This window comes from Aeromicrobium sp. 10G20-16, assembly GCF_055809665.1.
The window spans coordinates 1,128,454-1,141,933 of record NZ_CM147919.1 but is presented as its reverse complement, the minus strand read 5'-3'; the positions used below and the strand labels follow the sequence as shown (position 1 = coordinate 1,141,933).

General features: G+C 68.0%; 16 protein-coding genes and 1 other RNA gene. 10 read left to right on the top strand and 7 right to left on the bottom strand.

The features are described 5' to 3' along the window. The first annotated feature begins 8 nt into the window (after positions 1-8). Positions 9-380, top strand: coding sequence for a pilus assembly protein TadG-related protein (locus AC0L5F_RS05765; protein ID WP_473315664.1), 372 nt, complete (start codon positions 9-11; stop codon positions 378-380). A 6-nt stretch (positions 381-386) separates the two neighbouring features. On the opposite strand, the gene AC0L5F_RS05760 is transcribed toward AC0L5F_RS05765, so the two are convergent. Continuing rightward, on the bottom strand, positions 387-614 hold the full coding sequence (locus tag AC0L5F_RS05760; RefSeq protein WP_473315663.1) for a hypothetical protein: 228 nt from the start codon (positions 612-614) through the stop codon (positions 387-389). 35 nt (positions 615-649) lie between these two features. Between AC0L5F_RS05760 and AC0L5F_RS05755 the strand changes: the two genes are divergently transcribed. Both AC0L5F_RS05755 and prfB read left to right on the top strand, forming a co-directional pair. Continuing rightward, positions 650-853: a DUF5302 domain-containing protein gene (locus AC0L5F_RS05755; protein WP_473315662.1), complete on the top strand. Its 204-nt coding sequence runs from the start codon at positions 650-652 to the stop codon at positions 851-853. Between the two features lie 78 nt (positions 854-931). Continuing rightward, positions 932-2,033, top strand: a protein-coding gene (gene prfB, locus AC0L5F_RS05750; protein ID WP_473315661.1) for a peptide chain release factor 2 whose coding sequence is annotated in 2 segments (ribosomal slippage) — positions 932-979 and positions 981-2,033 — 1,101 coding nt in all. Because the reading frame shifts where the segments join, the coding sequence is not laid out codon by codon here. A 3-nt stretch (positions 2,034-2,036) separates the two neighbouring features. Here the strand turns inward: prfB and AC0L5F_RS05745 are convergent. After that, on the bottom strand, positions 2,037-2,612 hold the full coding sequence (locus tag AC0L5F_RS05745) for a DinB family protein (protein WP_473315660.1): 576 nt from the start codon (positions 2,610-2,612) through the stop codon (positions 2,037-2,039). A 98-nt stretch (positions 2,613-2,710) separates the two neighbouring features. Here AC0L5F_RS05745 and ftsE point away from each other — a divergent pair, with 98 nt between their 5' ends. From ftsE to ssrA, 7 genes are all read left to right on the top strand, one after another. Then, on the top strand, positions 2,711-3,400 hold the full coding sequence (gene ftsE / locus AC0L5F_RS05740; RefSeq protein WP_473315659.1) for a cell division ATP-binding protein FtsE: 690 nt from the start codon (positions 2,711-2,713) through the stop codon (positions 3,398-3,400). Positions 3,401-3,408: 8 nt separating this feature from the next. After that, a complete protein-coding gene (gene ftsX, locus AC0L5F_RS05735; protein ID WP_473315658.1) occupies positions 3,409-4,323 on the top strand; it encodes a permease-like cell division protein FtsX in 915 nt (304 codons plus the stop codon). A gap of 72 nt (positions 4,324-4,395) precedes the next feature. Then, the gene (locus AC0L5F_RS05730; protein WP_473315657.1) at positions 4,396-5,652 is read left to right on the top strand and encodes a peptidoglycan DD-metalloendopeptidase family protein; all 1,257 of its coding nucleotides are present in this window, start codon (positions 4,396-4,398) and stop codon (positions 5,650-5,652) included. 9 nt (positions 5,653-5,661) lie between these two features. Then, the gene (gene smpB / locus AC0L5F_RS05725; RefSeq protein WP_473315656.1) at positions 5,662-6,135 is read left to right on the top strand and encodes an SsrA-binding protein SmpB; all 474 of its coding nucleotides are present in this window, start codon (positions 5,662-5,664) and stop codon (positions 6,133-6,135) included. Continuing rightward, positions 6,135-7,004 (top strand): amidohydrolase family protein, encoded by an 870-nt coding sequence (locus AC0L5F_RS05720; RefSeq protein WP_473315655.1) that lies wholly within the window; start codon positions 6,135-6,137, stop codon positions 7,002-7,004. Before smpB ends, AC0L5F_RS05720 begins: the two co-directional genes overlap by 1 nt. Then, positions 7,001-8,377: an MFS transporter gene (locus AC0L5F_RS05715; RefSeq protein WP_473315654.1), complete on the top strand. Its 1,377-nt coding sequence runs from the start codon at positions 7,001-7,003 to the stop codon at positions 8,375-8,377. Before AC0L5F_RS05720 ends, AC0L5F_RS05715 begins: the two co-directional genes overlap by 4 nt. 152 nt (positions 8,378-8,529) lie before the next feature. Continuing rightward, positions 8,530-8,898: a transfer-messenger RNA gene (gene ssrA, locus AC0L5F_RS05710) on the top strand. Between the two features lie 67 nt (positions 8,899-8,965). On the opposite strand, the gene AC0L5F_RS05705 is transcribed toward ssrA, so the two are convergent. The 5 genes from AC0L5F_RS05705 to AC0L5F_RS05685 all read right to left on the bottom strand — a co-directional run bounded on the left by AC0L5F_RS05705 (position 8,966) and on the right by AC0L5F_RS05685 (position 13,478). Continuing rightward, positions 8,966-9,922, bottom strand: coding sequence for an esterase/lipase family protein (locus AC0L5F_RS05705; protein WP_473315653.1), 957 nt, complete (start codon positions 9,920-9,922; stop codon positions 8,966-8,968). Between the two features lie 68 nt (positions 9,923-9,990). Then, positions 9,991-10,392 carry a hypothetical protein gene (locus tag AC0L5F_RS05700; protein ID WP_473315652.1) on the bottom strand — a complete coding sequence of 134 codons (402 nt, stop codon included), beginning with the start codon at positions 10,390-10,392 and terminating at the stop codon, positions 9,991-9,993. Continuing rightward, the gene (locus AC0L5F_RS05695; RefSeq protein WP_473315651.1) at positions 10,371-11,552 is read right to left on the bottom strand and encodes a fatty acid desaturase family protein; all 1,182 of its coding nucleotides are present in this window, start codon (positions 11,550-11,552) and stop codon (positions 10,371-10,373) included. The genes AC0L5F_RS05700 and AC0L5F_RS05695 overlap by 22 nt, the downstream gene beginning before the upstream one ends. A gap of 26 nt (positions 11,553-11,578) precedes the next feature. Then, positions 11,579-12,682: a ferredoxin reductase gene (locus tag AC0L5F_RS05690; protein ID WP_473315650.1), complete on the bottom strand. Its 1,104-nt coding sequence runs from the start codon at positions 12,680-12,682 to the stop codon at positions 11,579-11,581. Positions 12,683-12,854: 172 nt separating this feature from the next. After that, complete coding sequence (locus tag AC0L5F_RS05685; RefSeq protein ID WP_473315649.1) at positions 12,855-13,478, bottom strand: vitamin K epoxide reductase family protein; 624 nt, start codon at positions 13,476-13,478, stop codon at positions 12,855-12,857. Positions 13,479-13,480 lie beyond the last annotated feature (2 nt).

The window sequence follows — 13,480 nt, the reverse complement described above, 5'->3', positions numbered from 1 at the left end:
TCACCGTCATGACGATCGGCTTCCTGACGTTCCTGCTGGTGCTCTGCGCGGTCGTCATCAACGCGTCGGGCGCCTTCCTGGAGCGCCGCGAGCTCGACAACCTTGCCGACGGGGCCGCCCTGACCGCCGCCGACAGTCTCGACGAGCAGGCCTTCTACACCGGGGGAGACGTGCGCGTGGACGTCGCCCAAGCGGTGCGGATCGTGTCCGACTACGTCGCGGGTTCGAACGCGCGGGTGGTCAGCGTCCGCGCCACGAACGACTGTGTGACCGTCCGACTGGAGCGCACGGTCGAACTGGCGCTGCGCCCGCCCGGTCTTCCCTCTTCCACCACCGTCGTCGCCGAGGCCACCTCCCAGCTCAGGGTGGCCCAGCCCTAGGGCGGCTCAGGCCCGACGTCCCCGCGCGTTCTTGATCGACTGGGCCAGTGTGGCGTGGGAGCCGGCGACCGTCGCGGCGATGTCGTTGTAGGTCAGCCCGGACTCGAAGGCGTCCAGCAAGGCGTCCTCGTAGACCTCGGTGGCCAGCGTGACGGCCTCGTCGCGGCGCTGCTTGGCGCGCGCCAGCCGCTCCACGACCTCCGGGCCGAAGTCAGGTCGTTTGCGCTGGGCCATGGGCACGAGCGTACTGACGTGTGAGGATGGACTGCATGACCGACTCAGCGACACCGGGATCCGCCCCCGAGAACCGCGCAGCACCCGAAGACGTCCGGGCCAAGATGCGTGAGGCGCTGGAGAAGAAGAACAAGAAGCACCACCCCAGCCCCGAGAGCGCCGAGCACGACGGCAGCGAGAAGTCCCACGGCGCCGACAAGCCGATTGCCCAACCTGAGTTCCGACGCAAGAGCGTCTGAACCTGTCCGGCTGACCGCAGGCATAAGCGTGTGAGGCGCCTTGCAGGAGCAGGTGAGTCCCACCTGTAATCTCGACAGGTGGCCATCGACTTCGCAGAGCAGATCAAGGCGCTCAGCGCCACCCTGACGTTCGATCGAGAAGGTCCTCGACCTCGACGCCATGCGCACCGAGATCGCCGACCTGCAGGAGCAGGTGGGCGCGCCAGACCTGTGGGACGACCAGCCCAACGCGCAGCGCGTCACGGGCCGACTGTCGACGCTGCAGGCCGAGGTCGAGCGGGTGACCGGCCTGCGTCAGCGCATCGACGACATCGAGGTGCTCGTCGAGCTCGGCCAGGAGGAGGGCGACGCCGACTCGTTGGCCGAGGCCGAGACCGAGCTGCACCGGTTGCAGACCCTCATCGACTCGCTCGAGGTGCGCACCCTGCTGTCGGGGGAGTATGACGAGCGCGAGGCGCTGGTCTCCATCCGTTCGGGCGCCGGTGGCGTCGACGCGGCCGACTTCGCCGAGATGCTGCAGCGCATGTACCTGCGCTGGGCCGAGCGCCACGGCTACCCGACCGAGGTCTACGACGTGTCCTACGCCGAGGAGGCCGGGCTCAAGTCCACGACCTTCGCGGTCAAGGCGCCCTACGCCTACGGCACGTTGTCGGTCGAGGCCGGCACCCACCGGCTGGTGCGCATCAGCCCGTTCGACAACCAGGGCCGGCGCCAGACGTCGTTCGCGGCCGTCGAGGTCGTGCCGGTGCTGGAGGAGACCGACGAGATCGACCTGCCCGACGAGGAGGTGCGCGTCGACGTGTACCGCTCCAGCGGCCCCGGCGGTCAGAGCGTCAACACCACCGACTCGGCGGTGCGCCTCACCCACATCCCCACCGGCACCGTGGTCAGCTGCCAGAACGAGAAGAGTCAGCTGCAGAACAAGGCCAGTGCCATGGTGATCCTCAAGGCCAAGCTGCTCGCGCTCAAGAAGGCCGAGGAGCGCGCCCACCTCGACGAGCTGCGCGGCGACGTGCAGGCGTCGTGGGGCGACCAGATGCGCAACTACGTGCTGAATCCCTACCAGATGGTCAAGGACCTGCGCACCGAGCACGAGACCGGCAACACCCAGTCCGTGCTCGACGGCGAGATCGACGACTTCATCGAGACCGCCATCCGCTGGCGCCGCGGCCAGGACTGACCGCTACAGGCCGGCGGCCCGCCGCGCCTCGGTCTCGACGCGCGCCCGGTGCGCGGCCCAGTCGGTGTCGGGGAGGTTCTCGTTGCCCTCGCGCATGCCGACCGCACCGTCGATCAGCTCGCGGATGATGTCGGCGTGGCCGACGTGGCGGTGCAGCTCGGCGGTCATGTGCACGAGGATCTGCTGCAGCGTGACGTGCCTGCGCTCCTCGGGCCACCACGGCACCACGCCGGGGAAGTCGAGGTCGAGTGCCGCGATCGTGGCGCCGGAGTGGGCCCAGCACCGCGCATCGAGGTCGAGCAGGTCGGCGGTCGACTCCTCGGCCGTGGCGAACATGTCCGCGTTGTCCGGGGCGTCGTCCTCGAACCAGGGGATCGGCTCGGGGAACGGGCGGCCGAACACCTCGCCGAAGTAACCCACGCCGGTGGCCGCCGTGTGCTTGACCAGGCCCAGCAGGTTGGTGCCCGTGGGCGTCATCGGACGGCGCAGGTCGTGCTCGTCGAGCCCTTCGAGCTTCCACAGCAGCGCCTCGTGTCCTTGGTCCAGGTAGCGGTGCAGCGTCTGCTTCTGATCGGTCATGGGTCGACTGTGCCATCGCGGTGCGACGAACGCCGAGAAGTTGCTGAGAGGGGCGCGTCAGCCCGGGATCACGGGGTCGTCTGCCTAGACTCGACCGAGTGATTCGATTCGACAAGGTCACCAAGACCTACCCCGGCCAGAAGCGCGCTGCGCTCGACGCCGTCGACCTGGAGATCGAGAAGGGCGAATTCGTCTTCCTCGTCGGTTCCTCCGGTTCGGGCAAGTCGACCTTCCTGCGCCTGATCCTGCGTGAGGCGACGCCCACCAGCGGCCGCGTCTACGTCGCGGGCAAGGAGATCAACAAGCTCTCCAGCTGGAAGGTGCCCAAGCTGCGGCGGCAGGTCGGCACGGTCTTCCAGGACTTCCGCCTGCTGCCCAACAAGAACGTCACCGAGAACGTGGCCTTCGCGCTGCAGGTCATCGGCAAGCCCCGCGCCGAGATCGACAAGCTGGTGCCGGAGACCCTGGAGATGGTCGGTCTCGACGGCAAGGGCCACCGCATGCCCGACGAGCTGTCCGGTGGTGAGCAGCAGCGCGTCGCCGTGGCGCGCGCGTTCGTCAACCGGCCCATGATCCTCATCGCCGACGAGCCCACCGGAAACCTCGACCCCTCCACCAGCGTCGGCATCATGAAGCTGCTCGACCGCATCAACCGCACCGACACCACCGTGGTGATGGCCACGCACGACGCGTCGATCGTCGACCAGATGCGCAAGCGGGTCATCGAGCTCGACGGGGGTCGCGTGATGCGCGACGAGGCCCGCGGCATCTACGGCTACCAGAACTAGGAGAACCCGTGCTCACCAGAATGCGCGAGCTCACCTCCGGCATGGCGCGCAACAAGTCGATGACGATCTCGCTGGTCGTCACGATGAGTGTGTCGCTGCTGCTGGCCTCGTTGGGGCTGCTGATGCAGCTGCAGGCCAACCGGACCGAGAGCTACTACGGCGACAAGCTGCAGATCCAGGTCAACCTGTGCACCAAGAACTCACCGGCTGCCACCTGCGTCGGCGGTGCCGCCAACGACGACCAGAAGGCCGCCGTCCAGTCGGCCCTCGACACCAACCCCGAGGTCAAGTCCTTCGAGGTCCGCACGCCGGCCGACAGCTACGAGCGGGCACGCGCCACGCTGGGTCAGTCGCCCACAGGGCGCAAGCAGCTCGAGACCCTCGGTCCGGACTCGTTCCCCGAGTCCTACATGGTCACCCTGAAGAACCCGGACGACTTCAACGGCATCGTCAGCCAGGTGTCGGGGCTCGACGGCGTCAACAGCGTCACGTCGCTCAAGCAGCTGCTCGCACCGCTGTTCCAGTTCCTGTCCAAGATGCAGTATGCCGCCCTCGGTGCGGCCCTGCTGCTGGTGATCGCCGCGATCCTGCAGGTGTCCAACACCATCCGCATGACCGCCTACGCACGCCGACGCGAGATCGGCATCATGCGCCTGGTGGGTGCGTCCAGCTGGCACATCCAGCTGCCGTTCGTGCTGGAGTCGCTGCTCGCCGCGCTGATGTCCGCGGCCCTCGCGGCACTGGGTCTCGGCGCCTTCATGTACTTCGTGGTCTATCGCTACCTGCGCACGTCGTTGGGCGAGATCACCACGTGGGTGCGATGGAACGAGGCGTTCGTCGTCATGGGCATCACCACCGTGCTGGCGCTGCTGCTGGCCCTGGTGCCGACTCTCGTGATGACGCGCAAATATCTGGACGTGTGACAGATGTGACGTATGGTGTAGGGGAAGCCATTCCTCGTCCCCTGCCGGGACACCCTTCCCCGAGGTTGATTCATGCGTCACACCAGGTTCAAAGCGCTGTTGGTCGGACTGCTGTCCATCCTCATGCTCGCTGCCCTCACCGCGCCGTCGATCGCGGACTCCAAGAGTGACCTCGAGCGGCAGAAGAAGGGTGTCAACGGCAAGATCGACTCGGCCAAGGGCGCCGTCGACGAGTCGACGCGAGCGCTCAAGAACGCCCAGGCCGCGCTGACCAAGGCCAAGACTGCCCTCAAGGGCGCGCAGGCGACGCTCGGCCAGACACGCGGCCAGCTGGCCACGGCCCGAGCCGAGGATCGCGACCTGCAGCTGAAGCTCACCGAGTCCGAGGCAGCCCTCAAGGTCTCCGTGGCCAAGCTCAAGAAGGGCGAGGCAGATCTCGCGACGTCCGAGCAGGCCGTCGAGGAGTTCACGGTCGAGAACGTGCAGCAAGGCGATCGTGGGCTCCGTGCCTTCAGCCGACTGCTCAGCGGTGACGATCCGAGCAGCTTCACCGAGCAGATGTCGATCAACGACTCCGTCAGCGACGCCCAGCTGGCCACGATGCAGGGTCTCGACGCCACCCGTGTGGTGCTCAAGCTCAAGCGCGACGAGGTCGAGGGCTTGCGCGACAAGGTCAAGAAGCAGCGCGAGGCCGCCGCCGCCAACCTGAAGGTGCAAGAACAGCTCGAGGCCGCCGCCGCGCAGCAGGCCACCGCCGTTGCCGCGCTGGTCAGCAAGCAGGCCGTCGCCAAGAAGGCTGCGGACAAGGCGCTCCAGGACGACCTCTCCCAGCTGAAGGCCCTGGAGAACGAGCGGTCGCGCATCGCCAACCAGCTGGCTGCGCTGGCCGCCAAGGACATCAAGACCGGTGGCTCCGGCGTGGGCGGTGACGGTGGGGGCACGCTCTCGTACCCCGCCAGCGGTCCGATCACCTCGCCGTACGGCATGCGCGTCCACCCGGTCACCGGCGTGTACAAGCTGCACGACGGCACCGACTTCGGCATCCCCTGCGGCACCCCCGTGCGGGCCGCCGCGTCCGGCACGATCATCCAGCAGTACTACAACGCCGGCTACGGCAACCGCGTCATCCTCAACAACGGCATCATGCGCGGCAAGAGCGTCGTGACCACGTACAACCACCTGTCGCGGTTCGTGAAGAGCACCGGCAGCAAGGTCAAGCGTGGCGAGGTCATCGCCTACTCCGGAACCACCGGCTACTCCACGGGCTGCCACCTGCACTTCATGGTGATCGTCAACGGCTCGACGGTGAACCCCATGGGCTGGCTGTAACCTGACCCGGTGCCCCAGGAGACCGGCCGCAAGATCGTGGCCCAGAACAAGAAGGCACGCCACGACTACCACATCGAGGACACCTACGAGGCCGGGCTGGTCCTGACCGGCACCGAGGTCAAGTCGCTGCGGGCGGGGCGTGCCTCGCTCGTCGACGGCTTCGGCGAGATCGACCGCGGCGAGGCGTGGCTGCTGCAGGTGCACATCCCGCACTACACGCTCGGCACGTGGACCAACCACGAGACGCGGCGGCGGCGCAAGATGCTGCTCAACCGCGCGGAGATCGACAAGATCGAGCGGCGCACCACCGAGAAGGGCCTGACGATCGTGCCCTTGTCCCTGTACTTCCTCGACGGGCGGGCCAAGGTCGAGATCGCTCTGGCGCGAGGCAAGAAGAGCTTCGACAAGCGGCACGCCATCGCCGAGCGCACGGCCACGCGCGAGGCCGAACGCGATCTGGGGCGCCGCCTCAAGGGCATGTGATGCGCGACGACGAGGTTCCGGCGTACCTCGACCGGATCGGCGTTCCCGGCATCGTCGACGTACACACCCACTTCATGGCGCCGCCGATCATGGCGAAGGTCTGGGCCTACTTCGCGAGCGCGGGACCGCTGCTCGGGCGCGAGTGGCCGATCGCCTACGACGGCACTGACGCCGAGCGGGTCGAGCAGCTGCGCGCGATGGGCGTCAAGAAGTTCTCGGCGCTGTCGTACGCGCACAAGCCCGGCATCGCGGGATTCATGAACGACTGGACGCTCGAGTTCGCCGAGCGCACCCCCGACGCGCTGCGCTCGGCCACGTTCTTCCCCGAGCCGGAGGCCGCCACCTACGTGCCGCAGCTGGTCGAGGCGGGCGTCGAGGTCTTCAAGGTGCACGTGCAGGTCGGCGACTTCGCGCCCAACGACCCGCTGCTCGAGCCGGTGTGGGCGGTGCTCGCCGAGGCCGGCACCCCGATCGTGATCCACGCGGGCTCCGGCCCCGCGCCCGGCCGGTTCACCGGGCCACAGGCGGTGGCCGACGTCCTGTCACGGCATCCGTCGCTCGCGCTGGTCGTCGCGCACCTGGGGATGCCCGAGATCGACGAGTTCCTCACGCTGGCCGAGCAGCACGAGCACGTGCGGCTCGACACCACCATGGCGTTCGTCGACTTCTGGGATTCTGCCGTTCCCGACGGCGTTCCGGAGCGACTGGCGGCCCTGCAGGCCAAGGTGCTGTTCGGCACGGACTTCCCGAACATCCCGTACCAGTACGCGCACCAGATCGAGGCCCTCGAGCGACTCGGACTGGGCGATGACTGGATGCGCGCGGTGCTCTGGCAGAACGGATCACGTCTGTTCGACGTGGCGTCGTGAGCCAGCCGGTCCGGCTCGGCACGGCGCAGGGCCGGTGGGTGCTGGCCGCGATGATCCTCGGATCGGGCATGACCTTCCTGGACGCGTCGATCGTGTCGCTGGCGCTTCCCGCGATCGACGCCGACCTGGACGGGGGAGTGGCGGGTCTGCAGTGGACGGTCAACGCCTACACGCTGACGCTCGCGGCGCTCATCCTCGTCGGCGGTTCCCTGGGGGACCGGTGGGGCCGGCGCAGGGTGTACCTGCTCGGCGTCACGTGGTTCGTGGGCGCCTCGGTGCTGTGCGCCGCGGCACCGAGCATCGGCGTGCTGGTGGCCGCCCGTGCTCTGCAGGGCATCGGCGGTGCGCTGCTCACGCCGGGCAGCCTCGCCATCATCTCGGCGTCGTTCCACCACGAGGACCGCGGCCGCGCCATCGGCACCTGGTCGGGCCTGGCCGGCGTCACCACGGCGATCGGACCCCTGGTCGGGGGCTACCTCGTGGATGCCGTGGGCTGGCGATCGATCTTCTGGATCAACGTGCCGCTCGCCGCCGTGGTGCTGTGGCTGACGGTCCGCCACGTGCCCGAGACGCGGGGATCGGACGATCGGCTCGACGTGGTGGGTGCGTCCCTGACCGCGGGAGGTCTCGCGCTGCTCACCTACGGGCTGGTCGACCGCTCCTGGCCGTACGCCGTCGTCGGGCTGGTGGTGCTGGCCGGCTTCGTGTGGCACCAGGCCGTCGCGCCCCACCCGCTGGTGCCGCTGGGTCTGTTCGCGGACCGGGTCTTCACCGCGGCCAACATCTGCACGTTCGCGATCTACGGGGCGCTGGCCGGCACCGGTTTTCTTCTCGTGCTCCAGCTGCAGTACGTCTCGGGCTTCACTCCGCTCCAGGCCGGCCTGGCGTCGGTGCCGGGGACGATCTTGATGCTGCTGTTCTCGTCGCGGGCCGGCGCCCTGGCCACGCGCATCGGGCCGCGCCTGCCGATGACGATCGGGCCGCTGCTGGCGGCCTGTGGGCTGCTGCTGTACCTGCGCATCGGCGAGGACGCCTCGTTCGTTCGCGACGTCCTGCCGGGAGCCCTGGTGTTCGGTGCCGGTCTTGCCACGCTCGTCGCGCCGCTGACGACGGCCGTGCTCGCGTCGGCCCCCGACACGCAGACCGGCATCGCGTCGGGGGTCAACAACGCGGTGGCCCGCACCGGGTCCCTGCTGGCCGTGGCGGCGATCCCGCCGATCGCGGGCATCGTCGGCACCGACTTCGCCGATCCGGCCGTCTTCGGGCCGGGCTTTCGCACCGGGATCGAGATCTGCATCGGGATGCTGGTGGTGGCGGCCGCCTGCGCGTTCGCGCTCATCCACGGCCGCTCGGCCCAGCCCGCCTCGACCTGAGCGCCGCCGAGTGGCGCACTCTGTCCCGCGAGTGGCGCAAAATGGCTCGAAATCATCGCTCCGACGCGCCAAACTGCGCCACTCGCGGGGAACGTGGTCGGCGTTTGGGTGGTGTCGGGGGCGGGGCGTAGACTGATGGGTACAACTCAAGAGGGGCTGATCGGTTTCGACTGTGGTCGTTCGATTCAGGTGAAGCGGGTAGAGGATCCAGGGTTATCTCTTAAACGATCTCTGGAAACCAACAAGTGCCGATTCAAAGCGCACTGACTTCGCCCTCGCTGCTTAAGCGATAGGTGAAGGGCTGGCCCGGGGGCGTCTCCGCTCCGGATCGCCAGTCTCATCAAGGAGACTTGCTGGTCACACTGTGTTGCAGGGTGTGATCGGGACTCAACTGCGACTGAGCTCGTCGGCGATGCGTTCGTCCAAGCGTCGGAGCTGAGAAAAGCGTCAGACGAACTGCACCCGGAGAAGCCCTGAATCAGCGCCGTAGGACCCGGGTTCAATTCCCGGCAGCTCCACGACATCGCGACAGCGCCACCCCCGCGGGGGTGGCGCTGTCGTCGTCTGCTCGGTCAGGTGGTGTCGGGCTCAGAGCGTGCCGACGAACGGCAGCACCAGCCGGCACGGCACCCGGCGCGGGTGCTGCGGGTCGAGCGCGTTGAGCACCAGGGCTGCGGCCACGGGATCGGCCACGATCTGGAAGTGCTCGCTGTAGTCGAGGCGGCAGTAGTCCTGCACCGTCAGGTTGGTCATGCCCGGCTCGATGCCGCTGGTGTACGGCACGACCAGCTCGTCGTACTTCGTGACGATGTTGGTGTAGGTGATGCCGGGCACGATCGGGGTGCCGCCGGACCGCATCTGCGCGATGAAGTCCGAGTCGGCCAGCAGCTGCTCGCCCGACGCGAAGTACGGGCGCAACGTGGCGAACACCAACGGCGTCACGCCGAACGGCGTGCCCAGGCGGGCGATCGAGTTCAGCCCGGCTGGATTGGTGCCGTGCCAGATCGGGGCGATCGAGACGTACTTGTCGATCTTGGGTCCGCCACCGAGGAACTTGGCGTAGTAGTTGGGCACCACCGTGCCCTCGGAGTGACCGAGGATGTCGACCTTGGAGGTGCCGGTAGCGGCGAGCACGCGGTCGACGAACGCCGACAGCTGGGCCGCGCTGTCCTCCATGCGGGTGAAGCCACCGAACGCGTTCTGGAACGGGGCCGGCGCGAGGGCGGACTGACCGTACGTGAGCGCGAAGACGCAGTAGCCCTCGTTCTTGAGCAGCGGCGAGAACGTCTGCCAGTTGGTGGCCTTGTTGCCGGTGAGCCCGTGCGCGAGCACCACCGGTGTGGGGTGCGCGGCGCTGGGCTTGCAGGACCAGTCGTTGGCGCCGGGCGGATCAGCGTCGATCGCGAGCCCGGCGATGACGGCCGACGGCAAGAAGCTGTAGGGAACAGGCAGCGGCTTCGTCGCGGCCTGGGCGGGGACGGCGATGGCGATACCTGCGGCCACGGCGAGAGCGGTGGCGAGGGAGAACAGGCGGGTCAGGCGCATCGGGTGGACCTCCAAGGTGTAACCGGAAGTTACATCACGGCAGGCGATTGCGCCACCACGACGCGGGTTCAGCCGTCGTGGTGCCAGGTGGTGTCGAGCACCGAGTTGGGGTGGAAGTGCACCGGGTCGCCGCGCCGGGTGGGGCGGATCAGGTCGAAGCCACCGGTGGTCACCAGCGCCCACGGACCTGACACGAGCTCATGGCCCAGGCCGGGGCCGTGGCCCAGGCCGGCTGCCGCCGTCTGTGCGCACTCCAGGTGCATGGGCGGGAACGCGAACCGGCCGATCTGCGCCTCGGCCTCAGGGCCTAGGAACGCGATCGGACGGGTCAGCGTCTCGCCGCACATGCCGCAGATCCGGCTCAGCGCGCACCGGATCGCCCGCTTCTTGACGACGGCGGAGACATCGCTGACCCCGTCGTCGTCCTCGCAGGCGAACGGCACGGGCGTCACACCGAAGCGGGCGACCACTTGCCCAGCTCCGAACGACGCACCGGACGCTCGTCGTCACGCAGGCGGCGCTTGCGCGGAGCCTCCGGCGCCGGGTTGTCGGTGGTGCGACGGTTCGGCAGCGACAGCTTCAAGATGGTGCGGAGGGTCTGTCCGTACTGCTTGTGCAGCGGTCCCGTGGTGTACGGGATGTCGTAGCGCTTGCAGATGTCCTTCACCTTGACCGAGATCTGCGCGTAGCGGTTGCTGGGCAGGTCGGGGAACAGGTGGTGCTCGATCTGGTAGCCGAGCTGGCCGCTCATCAGGTGCAGCAGCTTGCCGCCCTCGAAGTTGGCCGAGCCGAGCATCTGGCGCAGGTACCACTCGGCGCGCGTCTCCTCCTCGAGCTCCTCCTCGGTGAAGTGCACCGCGCCGTCGGGGAAGTGGCCGCAGAAGATGATCATGTACGACCACAGGTTCCGCATGACGTTCGCGGTGGCGTTGGCCGTCAGGGTGTGGAAGAACTGCGGCCCGGTCAGCAGCGGGAACATGACGTAGTCCTTGAACGCCTGCTTGCCGACCTTGTCGCCGATCTGCTTGATCTGCTTCTTGAAGACCTTGGGGTCCTTCTCGCCCTTGCGGATGGCCTCGATGTCGAGGTCGTGCAGCGCGACGCCCCACTCGAACAGCAGTGCCAGCAGCGCGTTGTAGACGGGCTGGCCCAGGTTGGCCGGGTGCCACTTCTGGTCGCGCGACATGCGCAGGATGCCGTATCCGACGTCGTTGTCGTGACCGAGCACGTTGGTGAACTGGTGGTGCACGTAGTTGTGCGAGTGCTTCCACTGCTCGGCCGGCTGGGTGGTGTCCCACTCCCAGTTGCTGGAGTGGATCTCCGGGTCGTTCATCCAGTCCCACTGGCCGTGCATGGTGTTGTGGCCGATCTCCATGTTCTCGAGGATCTTGGCCGAGCCGAGCAGCGCGGTGCCGAGCAGCCACGCGGGCGGGAACATGCTGGCGAACAGGGTGATGCGGCCAGCGGCCGCGAGGCGGCGCTGAAGGGTGATGACCCGCAGCACGTAGTCACGGTCGGCCTGGCCGCGGGACGCCTCGACCTCGGCACGGATCTCGTCGAGCTCCTTGCCGATCGCCTCGACCTCCTCGTCGGTGAGGTGGGTGTACTCGCGAACGTCTGCAAATGCCATGTTCTCGACCTTTCGGGTGGGTGCGGTCAGAGGGTGAGGGTGCAGTCGCCGGCGGCGACGGACACACAGGTCTGGATGTACTCGTTGGGGTTGTCGTGCTCCTCGCCGCTGCGCAGGTCGCGCACGCGGCCCGACGCGAGTGGCACGTCGCAGGTGTGGCAGATGCCCATGCGGCAGCCGAAGAGCATGTTGACGCCGGCCTTCTCGCCGGCCTCGAGCAGCGTGGTGGCGCCGTCGAGCTGGACGGTCGGCCCGCCCACGCCGAAGGTCACCGACCCGCCGGAGGCCTCGCTGTCCACGGTGGCCAACGAGAAGCGCTCGATGTGCAGGCGGTGCTCCAGCTGGTTCTGCTCGTACAGCTCGCTGAACGCGTCGAGCATCGACGCCGGACCACACGCCCAGGTCTCGCGGTCGCGCCAGTCGGGGACGACGTCGTCGAGCTGGTCCGTGGTGAGCATGCCGTCGGTGTCGGTGAACCGCTCGATGAAGGTGAAGCGGGGGTAGCGCAGCGCCATGACACGCAGCTCGTGGACGAACATCATGTCGTCCTCGTCGGTGGCCGAGTAGGCCAGCACGGTGTCGGGCAGGTCGGCGTCGGCCTCCAGCTGGCGCCGGTCCATGGTGCGCAGGATCGACATGACCGGCGTGATGCCGCTGCCGCCGACCAGGAACAGCAGCTTCTCCGGCGGCGGCTCCGGCAGGACGAAGTCGCCCTGCGGGGCTGCGAGGCGCACGATGGTGCCCGGCTCGAGGCCGTTGACGAGGTGGTCGGACAAGAACCCCTCGGGCATCGCCTTGATGGTGATGCTCACGGTGCCGTTCTCGTGCAGGGGCACCGAGGACAGGGAGTACGAGCGCCAGTGGTACTTGCCGTCGAGCTCCACGCCGATGCCGATGTACTGGCCCGGGGCGTGGTCGAACTTCCAGCCCCAGCCCGGCTTGATGACCAAGGTGGCGGCGCGATCGGTCTCCCTGACGACCTTCTCGACCCGGCCGCGCAGCTCGCGGGCCGACCACAGCGGGTTGATCAGCTTGAAGTAGTCGTCGGGAGTGAGCGGGGTCGTGAGCGCCCGGCCGACGGTGCGCAGGCGGCTGAGAACTGACGAGCGGTCGATCCGGGACTCAGACACGCGCAACTCCTGGCTGGGAAACCTGTAGGTAACGAACGGTTACACACGACCAGTCGACCGGCAACAGAATGACGCCTCAGTGTGAGGAGTAACTCAGTGTTACACCTCACTGTCTCGATGTCAGATCATCGAGCTCGCTCGGTTCAGGCGGCTCCTGAACAGCTCGCTCGGTTCAGGCGAACAGCTGCTCGGGGCCGAAGTGGAACCAGATCGCGGCGACGACCGCGAGGTACCACAGGGCCACGATGAGGGTGGTCCAGTTGCTGACGAAGCGGGTGATCGCCGCGTCGGGCGCCCAGGCGCGCAGGTTGCGCGCGGTGACACCGACGAACAGCGGGATCATCATGGCCCACACGACCATGCACCAGGGGCACAGCTTGTTGATCTCGTAGATGCTCTGGCTCTGCAGCCAGGTGACGAAACCGATGCCGAACACGACGCCGACCTGGAGGCCGGCCCAGATGAAGGCCGGCATCGCGACACGTGCGGCGACCAGCACGCCGATCGTGAGCACGACAGCGAACGCGATCATGCCCCACACCGAGTTGGCGAACCCGAAGGCGGCGGCCTGGCTGGACTCCATGACGCCGCTGCAGCTGACGAAGGCGCTGATGTCGCAGTTGAGCGCCTTCTCGGTTCCGTCGACCTTGGCCTGCAGCAGGCTGAGCTTGTCGATGGTCAGGATCGTGGCGGCCAGCAGCGCGATCGCGCCGGTGACGAGCAGCAGGAAGCGAGGGTCGTCGGTGTCGTCGGGGCGCGCCAAGGACTCGTCGGCAGGCTGCAGCGTGTCGGTCATGG